20 protein-coding genes are annotated in these 22,611 nt (G+C 72.2%); 11 read left to right on the top strand and 9 right to left on the bottom strand.

The window, feature by feature from the left end; all coding sequences use genetic code 11:
• Positions 1-25 precede the first annotated feature (25 nt).
• The 3 genes from AB0D46_RS16990 to AB0D46_RS16980 all read right to left on the bottom strand — a co-directional run bounded on the left by AB0D46_RS16990 (position 26) and on the right by AB0D46_RS16980 (position 4,484).
• Positions 26-994 carry a DEDDh family exonuclease gene (locus tag AB0D46_RS16990; RefSeq protein WP_362878106.1) on the bottom strand — a complete coding sequence of 323 codons (969 nt, stop codon included), beginning with the start codon at positions 992-994 and terminating at the stop codon, positions 26-28.
• A gap of 49 nt (positions 995-1,043) precedes the next feature.
• On the bottom strand, positions 1,044-3,659 hold the full coding sequence (locus tag AB0D46_RS16985; RefSeq protein WP_362878105.1) for an MXAN_6230/SCO0854 family RING domain-containing protein: 2,616 nt from the start codon (positions 3,657-3,659) through the stop codon (positions 1,044-1,046).
• 201 nt (positions 3,660-3,860) lie between these two features.
• Complete coding sequence (locus AB0D46_RS16980; protein ID WP_362878104.1) at positions 3,861-4,484, bottom strand: TetR family transcriptional regulator; 624 nt, start codon at positions 4,482-4,484, stop codon at positions 3,861-3,863.
• A 110-nt stretch (positions 4,485-4,594) separates the two neighbouring features.
• On the opposite strand from AB0D46_RS16980, the gene AB0D46_RS16975 reads away from it, so the two are divergent.
• The 7 genes from AB0D46_RS16975 (at position 4,595) to AB0D46_RS16945 (ending at position 11,712) form a co-directional block, all read left to right on the top strand.
• Complete coding sequence (locus tag AB0D46_RS16975; protein ID WP_362878103.1) at positions 4,595-5,392, top strand: acetoacetate decarboxylase family protein; 798 nt, start codon at positions 4,595-4,597, stop codon at positions 5,390-5,392.
• A 1-nt stretch (position 5,393) separates the two neighbouring features.
• On the top strand, positions 5,394-6,278 hold the full coding sequence (locus tag AB0D46_RS16970; RefSeq protein ID WP_362878102.1) for an SDR family NAD(P)-dependent oxidoreductase: 885 nt from the start codon (positions 5,394-5,396) through the stop codon (positions 6,276-6,278).
• A gap of 10 nt (positions 6,279-6,288) precedes the next feature.
• A complete protein-coding gene (locus tag AB0D46_RS16965; RefSeq protein WP_362878101.1) occupies positions 6,289-7,617 on the top strand; it encodes an amidohydrolase family protein in 1,329 nt (442 codons plus the stop codon).
• A complete protein-coding gene (locus AB0D46_RS16960) occupies positions 7,614-8,834 on the top strand; it encodes an amidohydrolase family protein (protein ID WP_362878100.1) in 1,221 nt (406 codons plus the stop codon). Before AB0D46_RS16965 ends, AB0D46_RS16960 begins: the two co-directional genes overlap by 4 nt.
• A gap of 157 nt (positions 8,835-8,991) precedes the next feature.
• A complete protein-coding gene (locus AB0D46_RS16955) occupies positions 8,992-9,930 on the top strand; it encodes a sterol desaturase family protein (protein ID WP_362878099.1) in 939 nt (312 codons plus the stop codon).
• Positions 9,927-10,628 carry a lysoplasmalogenase gene (locus AB0D46_RS16950; RefSeq protein ID WP_362878098.1) on the top strand — a complete coding sequence of 234 codons (702 nt, stop codon included), beginning with the start codon at positions 9,927-9,929 and terminating at the stop codon, positions 10,626-10,628. Before AB0D46_RS16955 ends, AB0D46_RS16950 begins: the two co-directional genes overlap by 4 nt.
• Positions 10,629-10,668: 40 nt before the next feature.
• Positions 10,669-11,712, top strand: a complete 1,044-nt coding sequence (locus AB0D46_RS16945) for a zinc-dependent alcohol dehydrogenase family protein (protein WP_362878097.1) — start codon at positions 10,669-10,671, stop codon at positions 11,710-11,712.
• A gap of 112 nt (positions 11,713-11,824) precedes the next feature.
• On the opposite strand, the gene AB0D46_RS16940 is transcribed toward AB0D46_RS16945, so the two are convergent.
• On the bottom strand, positions 11,825-13,378 hold the full coding sequence (locus AB0D46_RS16940; protein WP_362878096.1) for a S8 family serine peptidase: 1,554 nt from the start codon (positions 13,376-13,378) through the stop codon (positions 11,825-11,827).
• Positions 13,379-13,635: 257 nt separating this feature from the next.
• Here AB0D46_RS16940 and AB0D46_RS16935 point away from each other — a divergent pair, with 257 nt between their 5' ends.
• The 3 genes from AB0D46_RS16935 (at position 13,636) to moaA (ending at position 16,789) form a co-directional block, all read left to right on the top strand.
• Entirely contained in the window at positions 13,636-14,001 is a 366-nt protein-coding gene (locus AB0D46_RS16935; protein ID WP_362878095.1) for a DUF485 domain-containing protein, read from the top strand.
• A complete protein-coding gene (locus tag AB0D46_RS16930) occupies positions 13,998-15,623 on the top strand; it encodes a cation acetate symporter (protein ID WP_362878094.1) in 1,626 nt (541 codons plus the stop codon). Before AB0D46_RS16935 ends, AB0D46_RS16930 begins: the two co-directional genes overlap by 4 nt.
• A 176-nt stretch (positions 15,624-15,799) precedes the next feature.
• Positions 15,800-16,789: a GTP 3',8-cyclase MoaA gene (gene moaA / locus AB0D46_RS16925; RefSeq protein WP_362878093.1), complete on the top strand. Its 990-nt coding sequence runs from the start codon at positions 15,800-15,802 to the stop codon at positions 16,787-16,789.
• A gap of 75 nt (positions 16,790-16,864) precedes the next feature.
• On the opposite strand, the gene AB0D46_RS16920 is transcribed toward moaA, so the two are convergent.
• Both AB0D46_RS16920 and AB0D46_RS16915 read right to left on the bottom strand, forming a co-directional pair.
• Positions 16,865-17,131 (bottom strand): hypothetical protein, encoded by a 267-nt coding sequence (locus tag AB0D46_RS16920; protein WP_362878092.1) that lies wholly within the window; start codon positions 17,129-17,131, stop codon positions 16,865-16,867.
• 155 nt (positions 17,132-17,286) lie between these two features.
• Entirely contained in the window at positions 17,287-17,619 is a 333-nt protein-coding gene (locus AB0D46_RS16915; protein WP_362878091.1) for a DUF3099 domain-containing protein, read from the bottom strand.
• A gap of 176 nt (positions 17,620-17,795) precedes the next feature.
• Here AB0D46_RS16915 and AB0D46_RS16910 point away from each other — a divergent pair, with 176 nt between their 5' ends.
• Positions 17,796-18,071 (top strand): GlsB/YeaQ/YmgE family stress response membrane protein, encoded by a 276-nt coding sequence (locus AB0D46_RS16910; RefSeq protein WP_281208326.1) that lies wholly within the window; start codon positions 17,796-17,798, stop codon positions 18,069-18,071.
• A 77-nt stretch (positions 18,072-18,148) separates the two neighbouring features.
• On the opposite strand, the gene tyrS is transcribed toward AB0D46_RS16910, so the two are convergent.
• The 3 genes from tyrS to AB0D46_RS16895 all read right to left on the bottom strand — a co-directional run bounded on the left by tyrS (position 18,149) and on the right by AB0D46_RS16895 (position 22,472).
• A complete protein-coding gene (gene tyrS, locus AB0D46_RS16905; RefSeq protein WP_362878090.1) occupies positions 18,149-19,414 on the bottom strand; it encodes a tyrosine--tRNA ligase in 1,266 nt (421 codons plus the stop codon).
• 51 nt (positions 19,415-19,465) lie between these two features.
• A complete protein-coding gene (locus AB0D46_RS16900) occupies positions 19,466-20,857 on the bottom strand; it encodes a metallopeptidase TldD-related protein (protein WP_362878089.1) in 1,392 nt (463 codons plus the stop codon).
• A gap of 91 nt (positions 20,858-20,948) precedes the next feature.
• A complete protein-coding gene (locus AB0D46_RS16895) occupies positions 20,949-22,472 on the bottom strand; it encodes a TldD/PmbA family protein (RefSeq protein ID WP_362878088.1) in 1,524 nt (507 codons plus the stop codon).
• Positions 22,473-22,611 lie beyond the last annotated feature (139 nt).

The raw sequence follows: 22,611 nt of genomic DNA, 5'->3' as shown, positions 1-22,611 counted from the left end.
GCCGGCGCGACGGCCGGACGGGTGCTCAGTCGGCCGGCGCGACGTCCCGCAGGAGCTGGGTGAAGGCGGCCTCGTCCACGACGGGAGTGCCGAACGAGCGGGCCTTGAGCGTCTTGGAGGTCGCCGAGTCGGGGTCGTTCGTCACCAGCATGCTGGTGAGCCGCGACACGCTCGTCGCGATGTGCAGGCCCGCCTCCACCGCCCGGTCCTCCAACAACTCCCGGTCCACGGAGGTGTCCCCGGAGAAGGCGATGCGCATGCCCTGCTTCAGCGGCTTGCCGTCCTCGAACCGCCCCGGGTTCGGGTGCGGGCACGGCGGCCGCTTGCGCGAGGCGCGCCAGCTGCCCCCGCCGTACGAGGCCTGGTGGCCGATCCGGGGCGCGGCGGGGGTGTCCGACCACTCCGTCAGCGGACGGCACTCCAGCAGCGGCAGTCGTACGCCGTCCCGGGCGGCCGTGTGCAGGGAAGGGCGGAAGGCCTCCGCGAGCACGCGGGCGTCGTCCAGCGCGTGGTGGGCGCGCTGCTGCACCACGCCGAAGTGCGCGGCCAGGGACTCCAGCTTGTGGTTGGGCAGCGGCAGGTTCAGTTCCTTCGACAGGGCGATGGTGCACAGCCGCTGACGGACCGGCGCGGTCGCCGCGGCCCGCGCGTACTCCCGGGCGATCATCTGCCAGTCGAAGATGGCGTTGTGCGCGACCAGGACCCGGCCGTCGAGCCGACCGGCGAACTCCTCGGCGATGTCCTCGAAGAGCGGCGCGTCCCGGAGCATGTCGCTCGTCAGGCCGTGGATCCAGACCGGTCCCGGATCCCGGCGCGGGTTGACGAGGGAGTACCAGTGGTCCTCCACGTTGCCCTGCGCGTCGAGCCGGTAGACGGCCGCGGACACTATCCGGTCGTCGCGAGCGAGCCCGGTGGTCTCCACGTCGACGACCGCGTACCCCTGTGGGTACGCGGTCGGCCAGGTCGTCTCTGCGGTCGTACGGTCGGCGAGCATGGTCACAGAGGATATCGGGCCCGACCGACAGCCGTGGCCCGACGCCCCTTCAGCCCAGCTCGGCCACGAGGTCCCCGGCGCTCACCCGGGCGAAGGAGTCCGGTACTTCGACCGGTCCCGGGAACAGCCGGTACGAGGTCCCCGACGCCCCGGCCTGCGCCGGGCCCGCATGGACCGTCGCCAGGAACACCCGTCGGCCCGCGGCCATTTCGGCGGCGCCCCCGTAGGAGTCCGACCGCGGCATCCGGGCATCCGGGGCCTTGAGGGCGCGGATGCGGGCGGCGAACGCGGCCGGTTCCTCGGCGGGCCGCGCCCGGTACAGCCACACCTCGTCGACGGGGCCGGGCACCGGTGCCCGGCGTACGACGGCCACCTCGCGGGTCCGGGCCGCGGCCCGCCACACCGCGAGGTCCCACAGGGTCGTGCGGGAGCCGGCGGCGAAGTGCTCGCTGACGTCGCGGGCCACCTCGGCCAGCCGGTCCCCGTGGGAGGAGACGCTCTGGAAGCCGCCGGACGGCGGCAGATGGACGTCCGTCCACAGCGCGCGCCGGGCCGCCAGGTCCACCACCATCGGCATGCAGACCTGTGATGCGCCGGCCAGGTCGAAGCGCTGACGCACGGTGCGCGGGTCGTACGAGGAGCCTCGTGGGCGGTCCGCGGACAGGGTCATGAACCCGGCGAAGGCGTCCGGCAGCGTGTCGAAGGGCACGTTGTTGAAGCTGAACACCATCGGCACGGCGAAGGCGTCATCGCGCCGTGCGAGGGCGGCGAGGTCCAGGTCGACGTACTCGGTGGCGCCGTCCGGCGCGGGGGCCGAGGTGAGGTCGCCCGAGTGCACGGCCGCCTCGCCCCCGTGCCGCAGCCTCGTGTAGTCGCACAGGCCGGTGTACTTCCAGTCGGCGTCGAAGAAGGCCACGGACAGGTCCAGGTCGGTGCGTTCGCCCGCGGGCTCCGTCCAGTGCAGGAACAACCGCAGCACCTCGCCCGCGGGCAGGTGCTGCGTACTGCCCCGCGGTACGGAGACCAGGGCCCGGGCCGCCGTCCGCTCGGCGAAGGGAGCCATCAGGTCCGACAGGGCCGGGTCGAGGACGGCCAGGTCGTACGGGTCCCCGTCGGCGGCGGCGAACCTGCGCAGCACCTCCGCCTCCAGCCGGGACACGACCGCCGTGACGAGCGGGCCGGGCAGCGGCGGTCGTTCCTCGACCACCGACAGGGCGGAGGTCACCCGACCGGCCGGGAAGAACACCCGCCGCGTGCCGGTGCGGTCCTCGGCACGCACCCGCAGGGCGCCGAGCGCCGACAGCAGGGGGCCCGCGCCGACGGCCGGCAGCCCGTGGTCGAGGGCCGCCTCCAGTTCGGGTAGGGGTTCCCCGCCCGGGTGGAGGCGCAGCAGGTGGTCGAGGCGGCGCAGCAGTTCCCCGGGGCGTTGCCCGGCGAGCGCGGCCGCGGCCGCCGCGTCCCCCTCACCGAGGGCCTGTTCCAGCCGGCCCGCCCAGGTGGCGGGGCGGATGCGGGGCCCGTCCACGCGGACCGCGTCGGGGTGTGCGGCGGCCGTCTCCAGCAGGGCGGCGCCGAAGGGGGTGAGGGGGGACACGGTGGTGGCGCGCAGCACGGCGAAGGCGAGCGCGGCCCGCGGATGCCGGGCGGGCTTCTCGAAGGGGTGCAGGCTCTCCCCGGCCCGCTTCCAGCCGGCCGGGTGCCGCAGCACGTCCTCGATCAGGTAGGGGGTCGGCAACGCGTCGAGCACGCCGAGGAGTTCGCGGCGCAGCCGCCGGTCGACGCCGGCGAAGCGGGGGAGCGGGCGCAGGCCGGCCTCGCCGCAGGAGAGCACGGCCAGCAGGCGCAGCACGTCGGTGGCGGTGGTGAGGCGACGCAGCAGCGGCGCCCGGTCCTCGGTGCGGGGGAGCAACCGGCCCAGGACGAAGGCCTTGGTCTCCCGTACGGGTATGTCCTCGGGGAGCCAGTGCGGGTCGGCCGGGGTGGCGGGCAGCAGGACGGCCAGGTCCCCGAGGTCCTGGGGCGGGAGCGGCGTCCGCCGGGCGAGCAGCGCCGCGACGACGGAGGCCGCCTCGGCGGCCGGGTCGGCGCAGAGCCGGAGCAGGCGCAGCGGGCCCGCGGGCAGCCCGCGGTCCTTGCGGGACCGGCCCGCGGCGGAGGGGGCGGCGCGCTCGGGGCGCAGGAAGGGGTCGGCGGGGTCGACGCGTCGGTGGCAGACCGGGCAACCGGTCAGGTTGGAGCCGTCCCAGCAGGCGCGGCAGACGAGGTGGGCGCACGGGTCGACGGCGTGGACCGTGCCGGGCTCGCCGCACAGCACGCACGGCTGCTCGGGTTCCTGGGCCAGCAGGGCGAAGACGCGGCGGACGTACCAGCGCTCGGTGTCGCGCGGGACGGAGAAGGGGAAGCGGCGGAAGAGCGGCTTGTGCACCCGGTCGGCGCCCATCAGTTCGTCCACCAGCGCGAGCAGCCGCAGGCGTTCCTCGGCGAGGTCGGTGGGCGCGAGCGCGGACAGCGCCGCGTGCAGTTCCGGGCTCAGCGCGTGGCCGCGCTCCAGGAGCTCGCCCTCCAGGGGGCGGACCCCTTCACGGTCGGGTGAGGCGGCGGCCCGCGGCCGGTCCACGTGGACGGTCCCGAGCCGGCGCAGCAGGACGGAATCGATGACGGACACAGCTCTGGTTCCCCTCCGCGAACGACAAAGCGGGGGCGGAGAGTGGGCGCGCGGAACTTTTCGTAAAGGAATGAGAAGGATGCACGCCGCGGAGCCGCCCCCGCACCATCGATCCCATCACGGGTCCGCGCGCGGCCGCAAACGGATATGTCGGCCCGGTCGCCGCACGACGCCGGCCGGGCAGGGTCCGGAAGGCACGGCCTACCCGCCCGGGGTGAGCAGGGCCTCGGTCAGCGCCCGTACGGACAGCAGGAACAGGTGCTCCGGGTCGGCGGGCCGGGCCAGGGCGCGGGCGAGCGCCGGGTCGTCCGGTGCGGCCGCCGGGTCCCACAGTTCGCCCTCGGCGGGTGATTGGGCGGGGGAGCGCTCGCGGTTGCGTTCGACGAGCAGGAACCCGACGATCTGGAACTGGATGGCGCGCACCGCGTCGGCGGCCCGCGCGCCGCGCAGTCCGGCGGCGTGCACCTCGTGGACCAGGGCCTGTTGGGCGGGGAGGAACATCCGGTCGGTGAGCCCGCGTTCGTGGACCATCGCGACCAGGTGCGGACGGGTGCGCAGTTCGCGGCGCAGGATCCGGGCCACCGACAGGATGCGGGCGGCGGGCGTGGTCCCGGTCGGGGTGATCGCGCCCACCTCGCGCACGGTCCGCTCCACGAGTGCGTCGAGGAGCGACTCGCGGTTGCCGACGTGCCAGTAGATGGAGGTCACCGCCGTGCCCAGGGCTGCGGCCAGCCCGCGCATGGTGAGCGCCGCCGGGCCGTCCCGCATGACCAGGGACGCGGCCGCCGCCAGTACCTCCTCGCGGGTCAGCGCGTTCCTCGTCATCGGCGGGCACCTCGTCTGTCGAATCGTCAGTTCTTGGGTGCAGGGGGCTTTACCCTTCACCGACGGCAGTGTAACTGTGTTACAGAACCGACCGAAGGGTGGTGCTGGACATGGCACGCGTACGGTACGGAGCGCGGACCGAGGCCGAGATCGCGGCGTCGCGCGCGAAGAGTTCCAAGCTCCCCGACATCTGGTCCACCGGCGTGGTCGCCGTCTGGGAGAGCGACCCGGACGTGGTCGCGGCGGTCCTGCCCCCGCCGCTCAAGCCCGCCGCACGGCCCCTCGTACGGGCCAACATCAGCAAGGTCGACCTGCCCGGCTACCCGCTCGGCGCCGGCTCGGTCGCAGTGGCCGCCGAACACGGCGGGGTCGAGGGCTGGTACCCGCTGGTCATGCCGATGACCCACGAGCGCGCCCTGATCGGCGGCCGCGAGGTGTTCGGCGAGCCCAAGAAGCTGGGCGAGGTCACCGTCGAGCGCGACGGGCTCGTCGTGCGGGCCGTCCTCGCCCGGCACGGGATCGCCTTCGTGGAGGTCCGCGGCGCCGTCGACCGGGCGCTGCCGCTGCCCGAACCCACGCAGAAGACCGACTTCTACTTCAAGTTCCTGCCCGCGGTGGACGGTTCGGGCTTCGACGCGGACCCGGTCCTCGTCCACTGCACGCGCAACGAGAAGGTCCGCAAGCTGGAGCACCTCACCGGGGACGTCGTCCTGCGCGAGTCCATGTTCGACCCGGTGGCCGACCTCGTCGTGCGCCGCATCGTGGAGATCACCATCGGCGAGAAGACCACCGACCAGAAGGGTCGGGTCGTCGAGCGGGTCAGCGCCCAAGCGCTCCTGCCGTACATCCACCAGCGCTACGACGACCCCCTGCACATCCTGGACGGACCTCCCGAAGGGGCGGTGTGACATGCGGCTCGAACCGGGACAGGTCGCCGTCGTCACCGGCGCGGCCGGCGGCATCGGCCTCGCGATGGCCCGCCGCTTCGCCGCCGAGGGCCTGAAGGTGGTCCTCGCCGACGTCGAGGAGGGCGCCCTGCGCAAGGCCGCCGGGGAACTCACCGCCGACGGCGCCGAGGTGCTCGCCCGGCTCGTCGACGTCAGTGACCGCGACTCCGTGACCGCCCTCGCCGACGCCGCGTACGAGACCTTCGGCGCCGTCCACGTCCTGTGCAACAACGCGGGCGTCGGCTCCGGAGCCGAGGGCCGGATGTGGGAGCACGAGCCCAACGACTGGAAGTGGGCCTTCGCCGTCAACGTCTGGGGCGTCTTCCACGGCATCCAGGCCTTCGTCCCCCGCATGATCGCGGGCGGCGTCCCCGGCCACGTCGTCAACACCTCGTCCGGCGACGGCGGCATCGCCCCGCTGCCCACCGCCTCCGTGTACGCCGTCACCAAGGCGGCCGTCGTCACCATGACCGAGTCCCTGTACGCCCACCTCAGGGCGGAGGGCGTGTCCGTCGGCGCCTCCGTCCTGTTCCCCGGACCGCACATGCTGCGCACCGGTTTGTGGGAGTCGCACCGGAACCGGCCGGACCGCTATGCGAAGGAGCGGCCGCGCAGGTCCCCCTACCGCACCCTCGACCAGTACGAGGCCGCGATGCGGGAGGCCGGGCAGGAGGTGCGGTTCACGCCGGTCGAGGAGGTCGCCGAGCACGTGGTCGACGGCATCCGCGCCGACCGCTTCTGGATGCTCCCGGCCGGCGAGCACAGCGACCGTCAGATCCGCGCCCGGTCGCAGTCGATGCTCGACCGCGCCAACCCCGCCTACCTGGAACGCTTCATCCTCGACTGAGGGGCCCGCCGTGCCTGACACGCATGCGAACGACCCGGCCGCAGCGCGGTCCGGGGACGGGTTCGAGGACCCGTACCTGATCATCTCCTCCGACTGCCACGCGGGCCTGCCGACCGAGCGGTACCGCCCCTACCTCGACTCCCGCTTCCACCGCCCGTTCGACGAGTTCCTCGGTCAGCGCGACGCCCGCCGGGAGGAGGCCACCCGACTCGGCGTCCGCAACGAGGCGTTCGCCGAGAAGTGGTTCCACGACCACGAGGAGGGCCTGCGCGGAGGCTGGGACACCGGACAGCGGCTGAAGGAACTCGACGGCGACGGCGTGGCCGGCGAGGTCGTCTTCCCCGACGCGGACGCCGTCGACAGCCGGACCGCCGCCCCCTTCGGGGTGGGCCTCGGCCTCTCCGGCGACCAGGACCCCGAACTGGGCATGGCCGGAGCGCGGGCGCACAACCGCTGGCTCGCCGAGTTCGTCTCGCAGCATCCCGAACGCCACTGCGGTGTGGCGCTGCTCCCCATCACCGCGGAGCCGGACAAGGTCGTCGCCGAGGTCCACCGGGCCAAGGAGTCCGGCCTCGGCGCGCTGATGATCCCCGCCATGTGGGTGGACAAGGCGCCCTACCACGACCGCCGCTACGACCCCGTGTGGGCGGCGGCCGCCGAGACCCGGATGCCGATCGTCACACACTCCGGCTCCTCGCCCCGCCACGAGTACGGCGACCACCTGGGCATCTTCGTCTCCGAGGTCACCTGGTGGCCCGCCCGCCCCCTGTGGTTCCTGCTCTGGTCCGGGGTCTTCGAACGGCACCCGGGTCTCAAGTTCGGCGTCGCCGAGTCGGGTTGCTGGTGGCTTCCCAACCAGCTGTGGTTCATGGACCGGCTCTACCTCGGCGCGCACGGCGGCAAGAAGCTGTCCCCGTTCGAGGAGCTGAAACGGCCGCCGAGCGAATACCTGGACCGCCAGGTCTTCGTCTGCGCGACCAACACCAAGCGCCGCGAACTGGCCCAGCGCTACGAGATCGGCGTGGACAACATCCTCTGGGGCTCCGACTTCCCGCACCCCGAGGGGACGTGGCCCGACACCCGCAACTGGCTGCGGAACACCTTCCACGACATCCCGGTCACCGAGACCCGCCGCATGCTCGGGCTGGCGGCGGCCGAGGTCTTCGGCTTCGACACCGACGCCCTCGCCCCGATCGCCCGCCGCATCGGCCCCACCCCGGCCGAGCTCGGCCAGTCCCCGGACCAGGCGTCGGTCGAGGCCTCCTGGGCCCGCTCGCGCGAGACCGGCCGGCACTGGCTGACCGGGCACGACTTCCCGGTCCTGGGGGTCTCACCGTGACGGACGACCGCTACACCGTCATCTCGGCCGACTGCCACGCGGGCGCCGACCTGCTGGACTACCGGCCGTACCTGGCCGAGCGCCACCACGAGGCCTTCGACGCCTGGGCGGCCGGCTACGTCAACCCGTACGAGGACCTCCTCGCCGACACCGCCGACCTGAACTGGAACTCGGCCCGCCGCGTGGCGGAACTCGAAGCGGACGGGATCGTCGCCGAGGTCCTCTTCCCGAACACGATCCCGCCGTTCTTCCCCAAGGCCTCCCTGATGGCCCATCCGCCCACCCGCGACGAGTACGAGCTGCGCTGGGCCGGCCTCCAGGCCCACAACCGGTGGCTCGCGGACTTCTGCGCCGACGCGCCGGGCCGGCGGGCCGGCGTCGTCCAGATCCTGCTCAACGACGTGGACGCGGCGGTCGCGGAGATCCGCCGCACCCGGACGGACGGGCTGACCGGCGGCATCCTGCTGCCGGGCGTCCCGCCGGGCTCACCCGTCCCCGAGCTGTACTCCTCGGCGTACGACCCGCTCTGGGCGGTCTGCGCCGAACTGGACGTCCCGGTCAACCACCACGGCGGATCGGCCTCGCCGCCGCTCGGCGACGAACCGGCGGCCCGGGCGGTGTTCATGGTGGAGACCACCTGGTTCTCGCACCGGGCCCTGTGGCACCTGATCTTCGGCGGCGCCTTCCGGCGCCACCCGAACCTCAAGCTGGTCCTGACCGAGCAGGGTTCCGGCTGGATCCCGGGCGTGCTGGAGATGCTGGACTACTACCACGGCCGGCTGGTCGCGGCCTCGTCCACCGCCGAGGCCAAGTTCGGCGCCGGGCTGGCCGCGTCCATGGGCAAGGGGCCGAGCGAGGTCTGGCGGGACAACTGCTTCGTCGGGGCGAGCTTCATGCGCCCCCACGAGGTCCCGCTGCGGGACCGCATCGGCCTCGACAAGATCATGTGGGGCAGCGACTTCCCCCACGACGAGGGCACCACCCCCTTCTCCCGCGAAGGCCTGCGCATCGCCTACGCGGGCCTGCCCCGGGAGGAGGTCGCCGCCATGGTGGGCGGCAACGCCGCCCGCGTCTACGGCTTCGACCTGCCCTTCCTGGACACCCTGGCGGCCAAGCACGGCCCCCTGGTCCGGGAGATCGCCGAGCCCCTCGACGAGATCCCCGCCGGCGCCACCAGCCCCGCCTTCGCCCGCGGCGCCTCGGTCCGCGTCTGGTGACCCACCCGGCGGGGCGGCTCCCGCCAAGCGCGGGAGCCGCCCCGCCGGGTCCGGTCCGGCTGCGGGAGGCCACTCCGGTACCCGGGGTAACGCCGTCGGATACCGATCGGTAACAACCCCTAGCGGCGCCCCCGGAGCCGGCTCTATGGTGCGGGACATGCCGAACCTGCCCGATGTCGTGCTGTGGTCCATACCTGCCTTCGTGCTGCTCACCGTCATCGAGGTGGTGAGCTACCGGCTGCATCCCGACGAGGACGCGACCGGGTACGACACCAAGGACGCCGTCACGAGCGTCACGATGGGGCTCGGCAGCATCGGCTTCGACCTGCTGTGGAAGATCCCGGTCGTCGCGGTCTTCACGGCGGTGTACGAACTCACCCCGCTGCGGGTGCCGTTCCTGTGGTGGACGGCACTGCTGATGCTGCTCGTCCAGGACTTCCTCTACTACTGGCAGCACCGGCTCCACCACGTCATCCGCATCCTGTGGGCCTGCCACGTGGTCCACCACAGCAGCCGCAGGTTCAACCTCACCACCGCCCTGCGCCAGCCCTGGACCAGCGCCACCACCTGGTGGTTCTACCTGCCGATGGTCGCCCTCGGCGTGCACCCGGCGGCGATCCCGTTCTGCTACGGGATCAACCTCCTCTACCAGTTCTGGGTCCACACCGAGCGCATCGGGAAACTGCCCCGCGCCTACGAGTACGTCTTCAACACCCCCTCCCACCACCGCGTCCACCACGCCTCCCAGGGCGGCTACCTGGACCGCAACTTCGGCGGGATCCTGATCGTCTGGGACCGGATGTTCGGCTCCTGGGTGGGGGAGACCGAGCGCCCCGTCTACGGCCTCACCAAGAACATCGGCACCCACAACCCGCTGCGGGTGGCCACCCACGAGTACGCCGCCATCGCGCGCGACGTCCGGGCCGCCGACACCTGGCGCGAACGCGCCGGACGCGTCTTCGGCGGCCCCGGCTGGCAGCCCGCCCGCCCGGCACCGGCCGACGCCGGGGCCGCCCCCGAAACCGCGCCCGCCGCTGCCGCACCCCCCGCCGCCCCCCGGGCCGCCGTCGCTCCGGAGCCGGAGCGGGCCGCGTGAGCGCCACCGCGGCCCGTACCCCCTCCTGGGCCGCCCGCCCCGGGTCCGCCGCCGCCTCCGATCGCGCCGGACGGATCCTGCTCGCGGCCTTCGTGGTCGCCGCCGTCGCCGACCTCGGCTCCCTCCTCGCCGACTGGCACCTCGGGCACGTCCTGTTCAAGCCGCTGCTGATGCCGCTGCTGGTGGCCCACGTCATCACCCGCCGCGCCCCCCGGCTGCTGGTCGCCGCGCTGCTGTTCGGCTGGGGCGGGGACCTGGCGCTGCTCTTCGACGCCGAGATCGCCTTCCTGCTCGGCATGGGCTCCTTCGCCGCCGGGCACGTCTGCTACCTCGTCCTGTTCGGCCGACGCCGCACCGGCCCGCTCCTCGGCGCCGCGTACGCCGCGGCCCTGATCGGGACCGTCGCCCTGCTGTGGGGCGACCTGCCGGCCGACCTGCGGATCCCCGTCGCCGGCTACAGCCTGTTGCTCACCGCCATGGCCTACCGGGCGAGCGCCCTCGGCCGGGTCGCCGGAGCGGGCGGGGCGCTGTTCCTGCTCTCCGACACCCTCATCGCGACCGGGGTCGCCGAGTGGCCCCAGCTGCCCCGGCCCGACTTCTGGATCATGGCGACCTACCTGGCGGCCCAGTACCTGCTGGCCATCGGGGTGCTGGGCCGGGTCCCGGGCCGCCCCGATCCGGGGACGGGCGTACGGTAGGACGGTCATACAGGACCGCACTCCGGAGGGCTGCACCACCATGCGCGCCACCGTCATCCACGCCCCGCACGACATCCGCGTGGAGGAGGTGCCCGACGCCGCGATCCGGCGTCCCGAGGACGCCGTCGTCCGCGTGCTGCGCGCCTGCATCTGCGGCAGCGACCTCTGGGCCTACCGCGGCGAGGCCGCGCGGCAGCCCGGTCAGCGCATCGGGCACGAGTTCCTCGGCGTCGTCGAGGAGACCGGCTCCGCCGTCTCCGGCCTGCGCGCCGGGGACCTCGTCGTCGCCCCGTTCATGTGGTCGGACGGCACTTGCGCCTACTGCTCCGAGGGCCTGTACACCTCCTGCGAGCACGGCGGCTTCTGGGGCGCGGTCGGTCACGACGGCGGCCAGGGCGAGGCCGTCCGGGTCCCGTACGCCGACGGCACCCTGGTGAAGCTGCCCGCCGAGGCCGTCTCCGACGACCACCTGCTGACGGGCCTGCTCGCGCTCTCCGACGTCATGGGCACCGGCCACCACGCCGCCCTGGGCGCCGGCGTCCGCGCGGGCTCCACGGTCGCCGTCGTCGGGGACGGCGCGGTCGGCCTGTGCGGCGTACTGGCCGCCAAGCGGCTCGGCGCCGAGCGGATCATCGCCCTGGGCCGGCATGCCGTCCGGACGGACATCGCCAAGCTCTTCGGCGCCACCGACGTGGTCGCCGCGCGCGGGGAGGAGGCCGTGGCGGCCGTCCGCGAGCTGACCGGCGGGCAGGGCGCGCACTCCGTCATCGAGGCCGTCGGTACCGAACAGTCCATGCGCACCGCGGTCAACATCTCCCGCGACGGCGGGGCCATCGGCTACGTCGGCGTCCCGCACGGCAGCGGTACCGGTCTGGACCTCGGCGTGATGTTCAACCGCAACATCACCCTGCGCGGCGGTGTGGCACCGGTGCGCGCGTACATCCCGGAGCTGCTGGTGGACGTGCTGAGCGGCGCGATCGACCCGGCGCCCGTCTTCGACCGCACCGTGTCCCTGGACGAGGTCCCGGACGGCTACCGCGCGATGGACGACCGCAGCGCACTGAAGGTCATGATCACGCCCTGACGCCCTGACGCCCTGACGCCCTGACGCTCCGGCGTACGCAAGCCGGCGGGCCGGCCCCGGGACACTCCCGGGGCCGGCCCGCCGCGTTGTTGCCCGACGGTTTCGAGCGCCGTTACTTGACGGCCTTGAGCGCGTCGACCACACCGGCGCCGTAGTAGCCGGTCTGGCCCCACTTGGCCTCGCACGTGGTGGCGTCGATCAGGTTGCCGGTGCCGTCGTAGATCTTCGTCGGGCAGGCGACCTTCGTCGCCTGGCCCTTCAGCATCGCCTGGAGCTGCGAGGGCGAGGCCCACGGGTGGGCGCTCTTGAGCAGCGCCGCGACGCCGGCGACGTGCGGGGCGGCCATCGAGGTGCCCTGCTTGTAGCCGTAGCCGCCGCCCGGGACGGTCGACAGGACGCGGCCGTTGGCGTCCGGGGTCGCCGGCACCTGCCACTTGTCGCCGCCGGGAGCGGCGACGTCCACGACGCCGAGGCCGTAGCTGGAGTAGTACGAGCGCAGCCCCTGGTCACCGGTGGCCGAGACGGTGACCACGCCCGGCAGCTGGGTGGGCAGGTCCAGGCAGACCTTCGGGTCGATGGGGCGCGGCACCGGGGTGCTGTCGTTCGGGCTGGTGTCGTCGAGGATCGAGTCCCCGGCCAGGTCGTGGTCGGAGTTGCCGGCCGAGGCCACGCTGAGCACGCCCTTGCGCTCCGCGTACTTCGTCGCCCGGGCGAGGGCCTCCACCAGCGCCTTCTGGTCGTCGTCGTTCTTGCAGGTGTAGTTCCACGGGTCGACGTAGTAGCTGTTGTTGGTCACCTCTATCCCCTTCTCGGCGGCGAACATGAAGCCGCAGACGACCGCCTCGGTGTAGAAGAGGCTGGTCGCGGGCTCGCTCACCTTGATGCCGGCGACCTTCACGCCCGGCGCGACACCGCTGACGCCCACGCCGTTGCGCGGTGCCGCGATGGTGCCCGCCACGTGCGTGCCGTGGTCGCTGCCGTCCGGGTACGGACGCCAGGCGCCCTCGGAGGTGTCCGCGACGCCGCCGACACAGTTGGCGGACTGGCTCTTGGAGAAGTTCGGGGCGAGATCGGGGTGGGTGTCGTCCACACCCGTGTCGATGACGCCCACGGTGACGTTCGGGCTGCCATCGTTGATCTTGTGAGCCTGGTCGGCCTTGATCGTCCGCAGGTCCCACTGGTTGGGCTCCAGCGGCTCCTGCCCCGGTGTCGCCTGCGCCGCCGCCTTGGCGGCGTCGGCCGCGCTCAGCTTCTGCGTGGCGCCCTCCTCGGTGGTCTGCATTGCGGAGAGGGGGGCCGTCCGAGTGGCGCCCACCGACACGAAGAGGCTGCGCTGGGAGCGCAGCGTCTTGGCGAACTCGGGGTTCTGGGAGTGTGCGACGACGACCCCGATCTGCTCATGGGTCGTCACCACCGTTCCGCCGGCCCGCTCGATGGCCTTCTTCGCCTGCTTGGCCGTCCCGTACGCGGTCAGGTTCGCCACGTAGGAGAGCTTCGGGCCGTCCGCGGCGGGCTTCGCCGCGGTGGCCGTGGCCGCCGTGTTGCCGAGCGGGGCGGCGGACGCCGCGACCGAGGGCAGGAAGGCGAGCGAAGCGGTGAGCGCCAGTCCGACCGGTACGGCCAGACGCTTGCTCTTCCGGTCGGTACGCGACCCCAGATGCGCCATGGGTTCTCCACATCATCCGTGAAAAAGCCGTCCGCACGCGGTTTGCGCGGGACGGGTTCATGACACGCGAACCTAGTGCCGGTGTTCCCCTCTCCGCCATCAGTTCGAGGAATCAGTTTTCAAAGAAATCACAGGTGTTGAACCGCCCCGACGCGCCGGCCGTGCCGTTGACAGGGGACCTCGGCACCACCGTCCCCCCTACGGAGGTTGTTTTGTCCGTCGTCCCCACCGCACCCGCGACACAGGGAGAGCCCCCCGTGACCACCGAAGCAGCGCCGCCCCACGGCAGCGCGGGACCGACCCCCGCGAGTCCCACGGCCGAAGACTTCACACGCGTCCAACAGAGCCCGGAGTTCGCCGAACTGCGCAGCTCGTACCGCTCCTTCGCGTTCCCGCTCACCGTCGCCTTCATCGCCTGGTACCTGCTCTACGTCCTGCTGTCCAGCTACGCGGGCGGCTTCATGGGGATCAAGCTCTTCGGGAACATCAACGTCGCCCTGGTCCTCGGCCTCGCCCAGTTCGCCACGACGTTCCTCATCGCGTGGCTGTACTCGCGGCACGCCGCCACCAAGCTCGACCCCAAGGCCCAGGCCATCAAGGCCCGGATGGAGGCCGGAGAATGAGCGCGATCCCACAGCTGACCCTCGCGGCCGGGGCGACCGAGCACCGCCCGCTGATCATCACCCTGTTCGGCCTGTTCGTCGTCGCCACGCTCATCATCACGATCTGGGCCGGCCGTCAGACCAAGGACGCCGCCGACTTCTACGCGGGCGGCCGCCAGTTCACCGGTTTCCAGAACGGCCTGGCCATCTCCGGCGACTACATGTCCGCCGCGTCCTTCCTCGGCATCGCCGGAGCCATCGCACTGTTCGGTTACGACGGCTTCCTCTACTCCATCGGCTTCCTCGTGGCCTGGCTGGTGGCCCTGCTCCTGGTCGCCGAACCGCTGCGCAACTCCGGCCGCTACACGATGGGAGACGTCCTCGCGTACCGGATGCGCCAGCGGCCCGTGCGGACCGCGGCCGGTACCTCCACCATCGTGGTCTCGATCTTCTACCTGCTCGCCCAGATGGCCGGCGCCGGCGTCCTGGTCTCGCTGCTCCTCGGCATCACCAGCGACGGCGGCAAGGTGGCCGTGGTCGCGCTGGTCGGCCTCCTGATGATCGTCTACGTGACCATCGGCGGGATGAAGGGCACCACCTGGGTCCAGATGATCAAGGCGGTGCTGCTGATCGCGGGCGCCCTGCTGATCACCTTCCTGGTGCTGCTGGAGTTCAACTTCAACATCTCCTCGCTGCTGGGCCAGGCCGCCGAGAACAGCGGACAGGGCACCAAGTTCCTGGAGCCCGGGCTCAAGTACGGCAAGGACTCCCTCAGCAAGCTGGACTTCATCTCGCTGGGCCTCGCCCTGGTCCTCGGCACCGCGGGCCTGCCGCACATCCTGATCCGCTTCTACACGGTCCCCACCGCCCAGGCCGCCCGGAAGTCCGTGAACTGGGCCATCGGCATCATCGGCGCCTTCTACCTGATGACCATCGCCCTCGGCTTCGGCGCCGCGGCCCTGCTCAACCGGGCCGACATCCTGGCCTCCAACAAGGCCGGCAACACCGCGGCCCCGCTGCTCGCCCAGGAGATCGGCGGCGGCGCGGGATCCACCGGCGGCGCGATCCTCCTCGCGGTGATCTCCGCCGTCGCCTTCGCCACCATCCTCGCGGTGGTCGCGGGCCTCACCCTCGCGTCCTCGTCGTCCTTCGCGCACGACCTGTACGTGAACGTCATCCGCAAGGGCAAGGCGACCGAGAAGGAGGAGGTCCGCGCGGCCCGCTGGTCCACCGTGGTCATCGGCGCCGTCGCCATCGGCCTCGGCGCCCTGGCCCGCGACCTGAACGTGGCCGGCCTCGTCGCCCTCGCCTTCGCGGTGGCCGCCTCCGCCAACCTCCCGACCATCCTCTACAGCCTGTTCTGGAAGCGCTTCACCACCCAGGGCGCCCTGTGGTCGATCTACGGCGGCCTGATCTCGGCGGTCGGTCTGGTCCTCTTCTCCCCGGTGGTCTCCGGCAAGCCCACCTCGATGTTCAAGGACGCCGACTTCTACTGGTTCCCGCTGGAGAACCCCGGCATCATCTCCATCCCCCTCGGCTTCCTCCTCGGATGGCTGGGAACCGTCCTCACCAAGGAGAAGGCCGACCCGCAGAAGTTCGCCGAGCTGGAGGTGCGCTCCCTCACCGGAACAGGGGCGCACTGAGATCCACCGAACACGCAGCGTGGCCGTGTCGTACTTCCGTACGACACGGCCACGTCGCGTCTCGTTCAATCGGGCACGCCAACCCGCCAACCAGGTCGCGTACGCTCGAAGGCAGCGCCACCGCGTCCCCGCGACGGCGTCCTACTCGGCTGAACGGACAGGAGAGGGGGGCCACAGTGCTTCTCGACACGTACGGCCGCGTGGCCACTGACCTGCGCGTCTCACTCACCGACCGGTGCAACCTGCGCTGTACCTACTGCATGCCCGAAGAGGGACTGCAGTGGCTCGGCAAGTCGGACCTGCTGAGCGACGACGAGATCGTCCGGCTGATCCGCATCGCCGTGACACGGCTCGGGATCACCGAGGTCCGCTTCACCGGCGGTGAGCCGCTGCTCCGGCCCGGCCTGGTCGGCATCGTCGAGCAGTGCGCCGCCCTGGAGCCCCGCCCCCGGATGTCGCTGACCACCAACGGCATCGGCCTCAAGCGCACCGCCGGGGCGCTGAAGGCGGCCGGCCTGGACCGGGTGAACGTTTCGCTCGACACCCTGCGCCCCGACGTCTTCAAGACCCTGACCCGCCGTGACCGTCACAAGGACGTCATCGAGGGCATGTCGGCCGCCCGCGAGGCCGGCCTGACGCCCGTCAAGGTCAACGCCGTCCTGATGCCCGGCCTCAACGACGACGAGGCCCCCGACCTGCTCGCCTGGGCCGTGGAGAACGAGTACGAGCTCCGCTTCATCGAGCAGATGCCCCTGGACGCCCAGCACGGCTGGAAGCGCGACGGCATGATCACCGCCGGGGACATCCTGGAGTCCCTGCGCACCCGCTTCACGCTCACCGAGGAAGGCGCCGACGAACGCGGCTCCGCCCCCGCCGAGCGCTGGGTGGTCGACGGCGGCCCGGCCACGGTCGGCGTCATCGCCTCCGTCACCCGCCCCTTCTGCGGAGCGTGCGACCGCACCCGGCTCACGGCCGACGGCCAGATCCGTACGTGCCTGTTCGCCACCGAGGAGTCCGACCTGCGGGCCGCGCTGCGCTCCGGAGCCCCGGACGAGGAGATCGCCCGCCTGTGGAAGGTGGCGATGTGGGGCAAGAAGGCCGGCTCCGGCCTGGACGACCCGTCGTTCCTCCAGCCCGACCGCCCCATGTCCGCGATCGGCGGCTGAGCGGGCCCGGACCGGCGTCCGACCCGCCGCGCCCACCGCGACGAGCCCTGCCCGAGCCCCGGCCCCGACCGGGGCTCAGGCGCGTTCCGAGCCCTCCGGCTGCACCCACTCTTCGATCTTCACGACGTCCTTGAGGAAGCCGCGCACCCCGAGGAACTGCGAGAGGTGCTCGCGGTGCTCCTCGCACGCCAGCCAGGTCTTGCGCCGCTGCGGGGTGTGCAGCGTCGGGTTGTTCCACGCGAGGACCCACACGGCCGCGTCGCGGCAGCCCTTGGCGGAGCAAGTGGGGGCGGGTTCGGGAGCCGCCTCGGGGTCCGGTGCGTTCACATCAGGGGAGTTCACGGCTCAACCCTACAAACAGCACCCGGGAGGGCTTCGGATGGGCGACGCCGGGCAGCCACGGGGGGAGCTGCCCGGCGTCGGTCCGTCGCTCCGACGGGGGATGCGGAGCGCGTAGGCAGTATGTCACGCAGGACCCGGTCGGGTGCACCGGAACTTCAGGATTGATCTGAGCTCTTATTGAGGTTTTCGGGCTCCAGCGCGGGGCGCACGGGCGCCGGCACGAAGTGCGAGGGCAGGGAGGGCGTCGACTCCCGCCCGGCATTGGCGATGACCACCGCGACGTACGGCAACAGGGCGCCGGCGACCAACGTCACGATCGCCACGTGGCGCTCCACGTTCCACAGGACCACCGTCGCGATGACCGAGAGGGTCCTGATCGTCATCGAGATGACGTACCGGCGCTGTCGCCCCCGCACGTCCTCGGCGAGGCCCATCCGGGCCCCGGTGATCCGAAAGACCTCGGCCTCGTTCCGCTTCGTCAGCCGCACGTTCCACCACCGATCCACCCGCCGGACGCACCCCGGTCCGGAACCCTTCCACCGTACGCTTCCCGTCGGCCGGCGTGGTGAGGGGGTGTCCCCCGAACGGCTCTGGCCGAAATGCGCCGTTCATCGCGCGGATCGAGACTGGTGCGACATGCGCACACCGCGCCGGAGGAGGCGACATGCATTGGTTGTGGGCGATCATCGTCGGTTTGGTACTTGGCCTGATTGCCCGGGCGATCCTGCCCGGCAAGCAGCACCAGCCCCTCTGGCTGACCGTGATCTTCGGCATCATCGGCAGCGTCCTCGGCAACGCCGTCGCCACCTGGATCGGGGTCGCCGACACCAAGGGCATCGACTGGATCAGGCACCTGCTGCAACTGGTCGGAGCGGTGCTTATCGTCGGCCTCGGCGACATGGCCTACATGGCGCTGCGGGGCAACAAACGCACCGCCTGACGCCGCACCGCACGCGCGACGAGGGGCCGGTACCGGACAGTGCGTCCGTACCGGCCCCTCGCCGCGTGCGGGGTATGTCAGCCGGTGACCTCGACGGCGGCCAGGTTCTTCTTGCCGCGCCGCAGCACCAGCCAACGGCCGTGCAGCAGGTCCTCCGGGGAGGCGACCGCGTCCTCGGCGGTGACCTTCACGTTGTTCACGTACGCACCGCCCTCCTTCACGGTCCGTCGGGCCGCCGACTTGCTGGCGACCAGGCCGGTCTCCGCGAACAGGTCCACGACCTGGCCCGGCTCGGCGACCTTCGCGTGCGGCAGCTCGGACAGGGCCGCGGCCAGCGTGGCCTCGTCCAGCTCCGCCAGCTCACCCTGCCCGAACAGCGCCTTCGACGCGGCGATCACGGCGGCGCACTGGTCCGCGCCGTGCACCAGCGTGGTCAGCTCCTCGGCCAGCGCCCGCTGGGCGGCGCGCGCCTGCGGCCGCTCGGCGGTCTGCGCCTCCAGTGCCTCCAGCTCCGCACGGGACTGGAAGGACAGGATCCGCATGTAGGTCGAGATGTCCCGGTCGTCCACGTTCAGCCAGAACTGGTAGAACGCGTACGGGGTGGTCATCTCCGGGTCCAGCCAGACGGCCCCGCCCTCGGTCTTGCCGAACTTCGTGCCGTCCGCCTTGACCATCAGCGGCGTCGCCATCGCGTGCACCCGCGCGCCCGGCTCGACCCGGTGGATCAGGTCGAGGCCGGCCGTCAGGTTGCCCCACTGGTCCGAGCCGCCCTGCTGGAGCACGCAGCCGTGGCGCCGGTACAGCTCCAGGAAGTCCATGCCCTGGAGCAGCTGGTAGCTGAACTCGGTGTAGCTGATGCCCTGGTCCGACTCCAGCCGCTTGGCGACCGAGTCCTTCGTCAGCATCTTGTTGACGCGGAAGTGCTTGCCGATGTCCCGCAGGAACTCGATGGCGGACATGCCCGCCGTCCAGTCCAGGTTGTTCACCAGGACCGCCGCGTTCTCGCCCTCGAAGGACAGGAACGGCTCGATCTGCGAACGCAGCCGGTTGACCCACTCCGCGATGACCGAGGGGTCGTTCAGGGTGCGCTCTGCCGTCGGACGCGGGTCGCCGATCTGACCGGTGGCCCCGCCGACCAGCGCCAGCGGACGGTTGCCCGCCAGTTGGAGCCGGCGCATGGTCAGGACCTGGACCAGGTGACCCACGTGCAGCGAGGCCGCCGTCGGGTCGTAGCCGCAATAGAACGTGACCGGACCGTCCGCGAACGCCTTGCGCAGCGCTTCTTCGTCGGTGGACTGGGCGAAGAGCCCGCGCCACTTCAGTTCGTCGACGATGTCCGTCACGGTCTCTCGACTCCTTCGGTGTCTGAAATTGCCATGGTCAGTCTAGGTCGGTCAGACGCCCTTGCTGACCGAGCTCATGTTGAAGTCCGGGATGCGCAGCGCCGGCATCGCGGCCCGGGTGAACCAGTCGCCCCACTCGCGCGGCAGGGTCTTCTCGGTCCGGCCGGCCTCCGTCGCCCGCGACAGCAGGTCGACGGGGGACTCGTTGAACCGGAAGTTGTTCACCTCGCCCACGACCTGCCCGTCCTCCACCAGGTACACGCCGTCCCGGGTGAGGCCCGTGAGCAGCAGCGTGGCCGGGTCCACCTCGCGGATGTACCAGAGGCAGGTCAGCAGCAGCCCGCGCGAGGTGCCGGCCACCATCTCCTCCAGGGACTTCTCGCCGCCCCCGTCCAGGATCAGGTTCCCGAAGCCGGGGGAGAGGTCCAGCCCGGTCAGTGCGGCGCTGTGCCGGGTCGTCGTCAGCCGCTTCAGCTCGCCCTCGGCGATCCAGTCCGTCGGCGGGACCGGCAGGCCGTTGTCGAAGACGGACGCGTCGTCGCCGGAGCTGTGCGCGATCACGAACGGCGCGGACTCCAGGCCCGGCGCGTTCGGATCGCTGCGCAGGGTCAGCGGCAGCGGGGACAGCCGCTCACCGAGCCGGGTGCCGCCACCGGGCTGGGAGAAGACCGTCCGGCCCTCCACGGCGTCCCGGGCGGCCGCCGACCACATCTGGTAGATCAGCAGGTCGGCCACGGCCGTCGGCGGCAGCAGGGTCTCGTACCGCCCGGCGGGCAGCACGACCTTCCGCTCCGCCCAGCCCAGGCGCACCGCGAGTTCCGCGTCCAGGACCGTCGGGTCGACGTCCTTGAAGTCCCGGGTGGACCGACCCGCCCAGGCCGAGCGCAGCCGGTCCGGGGACTTGGCGTTGACCTCCAGGGTCCCGTTCGGCTGGTCGTGGCGCAGCCGCAGGCCCGTGGAGGTGCCGACGTACGTGGAGACCAGCTCGTGGTTGGCGAAGCCGTACAGCTCCCGGCCGCCCGCGCGGGCCCGGGCGAAGGCCTCGCCGAGGGCCGGCGCGAAGTCGGCGAACACCGCCGAGGAGGTCTCCGCCGGGGCGTCGGTGAAGTCCGGGGAGGCCGGCGTACCGGTGACCAGTGGCTGGGCGTCCTCGGCCGGCCCGGCCCCGCGGGCGGCCGCCTCGGCGGCCCGTACGAGCGGCTCCAGGTCGGCGGCGGTGACGGCGGAGCGTGACACGACCCCCGAGGCCGTCCCCTCCTTGCCGTCGACGGTGGCGATGACCGTCAGGGTCCGGCCCCGGGTGACGCCGTTCGTGGTCAGGGCGTTGCCGGCCCAGCGCAGGTTGGCGCTCGACTCCTCGTCGGCGATGACGACGCAGCCGTCGGCCGTGGACAGCTCCAGGGCCCGTTCGACGATCTCGTGCGGCTTGGTTCGGGTCGACATCAGCGTCCGGCCTCCTGCGTGGTGTTGAGACTGTGCCGTCCCGGGGGGCGCCCCCCGGACCCCCGGGGGGCGGGGGAGTGAGCGTCAGCCCTCATCGGCCGGCCTCCTGCGTGGTGTTCAGGATGTTCACGTCGCGGAACAGGGCGGACGGGCAGCCGTGCGAGACCGCCGCGACCTGGCCGGGCTGGGCCTTGCCGCAGTTGAAGGCGCCGCCCAGGACGTAGGTCTGCGGTCCGCCGACCTTCTCCATCGAGCCCCAGAAGTCGGTCGTCGTGGCCTGGTACGCGACGTCGCGCAGCTGCCCGGCCAGCCGGCCGTTCTCGATGCGGAAGAAGCGCTGCCCGGTGAACTGGAAGTTGTAGCGCTGCATGTCGATCGACCACGAACGGTCGCCGACCACGTAGATCCCGCGCTCCACCCCGCCGATGAGGTCATCCGTGGACAGCCCGCCGGGATCCGGCTGGAGAGAGACGTTCGCCATCCGCTGGACCGGCACGTGCCCGGGGGAGTCGGCGTAGGCGCAGCCGTTGGAGCGGCCCAGGCCGGTCAGCTTCGCGATCCGCCGGTCGGTCTGGTAGCCGGCCAGGGTGCCGTCCTTGACGAGGTCCCAGCTCTGCGCCTCCACGCCCTCGTCGTCGTAGCCGATCGTGGCCAGGCCGTGCTCGGCCGTGCGGTCACCGGTCACGTTCATGATCGAGGAGCCGTACTTGAGCTTGCCCAGCTGGTCGAAGGTGGCGAAGGAGGTCCCCGCGTACGCCGCCTCGTAGCCCAGCGCCCGGTCCAGCTCGGTGGCGTGGCCGATGGACTCGTGGATGGTGAGCCACAGGTTGGACGGGTCCACGACGAGGTCGTAGCGCCCCGCTTCGACGCTCGGGGCCCGCATCTTCTCGGCGAGCAGGCCGGGGATCTCCTCCAGCTCGGCGTTCCAGTCCCAGCCGGTGCCGGTCAGGTACTCCCAGCCGCGCCCGGCGGGCGGGGCGATGGTGCGCATGGAGTCGAACTCGCCGCTCACGCCGTTCACGGCGACGGCGGTGAGCTGCGGGTGGATCCGTACGCGCTGCTGCGTGGTGGAGGTGCCGGCGGAGTCGGCGTAGAACTTGTTCTCGTGGACGGCGAGCAGCGAGGCGTCGACGTGTGCGACGCCGTCGGCGGCCAGCAGGCGTGCGCTCCAGTCGGCGAGCAGCGCGGCCTTCTCGCCGTCCGGCACCTCGAACGGGTTCACGTCGTACGCGGAGATCCAGGTCCGGTCGGCGTGCACCGGCTCGGCGGCCAGTTCCACGCGCTCGTCGGAGCCCGCGGCCTTGATCACCTGGGCGGACAGCTTCGCCATGGCCACGGCCTGTGAGGCGACCTTGGCGGCGGCGTCCATGGTCAGGTCCACACCGGAGGCGAAGCCCCAGCTGCCCCCGTGCACGACGCGCACCGCGTACCCGAGGTCGGTGGTGTCGGAGCCGCCGGAGGGCTTGGCGTCACGCAGTCGCCAGGAGGCGCTGCGGATGCGCTCCAGCCGGAAGTCGGCGTGGTCGGCGCCCAGCGCGCGCGCCCGGGCGAGCGCCGCGTCGGCGAGCGCCCGCAGGGGCAGCGCGGTGAAAGCCGCGTCGATGGAATGGGCCACGGAAGTCCTCCCGGGGTCGGGGCCGATAGCCCCGATCATGTCGCGCTCAAGGCCGTTGTGCCTACATCTTTCTGTAGGGACTCGACAGAGCCCGCCCCGAGGCCCTGTCGGAGCCGGATTCTCCGGATGCCCGGGGCGG

This window comes from Streptomyces sp. NPDC048383 (genome assembly GCF_040651775.1).
GTDB lineage: Bacteria > Actinomycetota > Actinomycetes > Streptomycetales > Streptomycetaceae > Streptomyces.
Note: the sequence above shows the minus strand (reverse complement) of the source record. Positions and strands in the feature narration are given on the sequence as shown.

Bases quoted from the DNA above. Each gene is read 5' to 3' on its own strand.
- AB0D46_RS16990 (WP_362878106.1), bottom strand. From the start codon at position 994: ATGCTCGCCGACCGTACGACCGCAGAGACGACCTGGCCGACCGCGTAC.
- AB0D46_RS16980 (WP_362878104.1), bottom strand. From the start codon at position 4,484: ATGACGAGGAACGCGCTGACCCGCGAGGAGGTACTGGCGGCGGCCGCG.
- AB0D46_RS16975 (WP_362878103.1), top strand. From the start codon at position 4,595: ATGGCACGCGTACGGTACGGAGCGCGGACCGAGGCCGAGATCGCGGCG.
- AB0D46_RS16970 (WP_362878102.1), top strand. From the start codon at position 5,394: ATGCGGCTCGAACCGGGACAGGTCGCCGTCGTCACCGGCGCGGCCGGC.
- AB0D46_RS16955 (WP_362878099.1), top strand. From the start codon at position 8,992: ATGCCGAACCTGCCCGATGTCGTGCTGTGGTCCATACCTGCCTTCGTG.
- AB0D46_RS16945 (WP_362878097.1), top strand. From the start codon at position 10,669: ATGCGCGCCACCGTCATCCACGCCCCGCACGACATCCGCGTGGAGGAG.
- AB0D46_RS16940 (WP_362878096.1), bottom strand. From the start codon at position 13,378: ATGGCGCATCTGGGGTCGCGTACCGACCGGAAGAGCAAGCGTCTGGCC.
- AB0D46_RS16930 (WP_362878094.1), top strand. From the start codon at position 13,998: ATGAGCGCGATCCCACAGCTGACCCTCGCGGCCGGGGCGACCGAGCAC.
- AB0D46_RS16910 (WP_281208326.1), top strand. From the start codon at position 17,796: ATGCATTGGTTGTGGGCGATCATCGTCGGTTTGGTACTTGGCCTGATT.
- AB0D46_RS16900 (WP_362878089.1), bottom strand. From the start codon at position 20,857: ATGTCGACCCGAACCAAGCCGCACGAGATCGTCGAACGGGCCCTGGAG.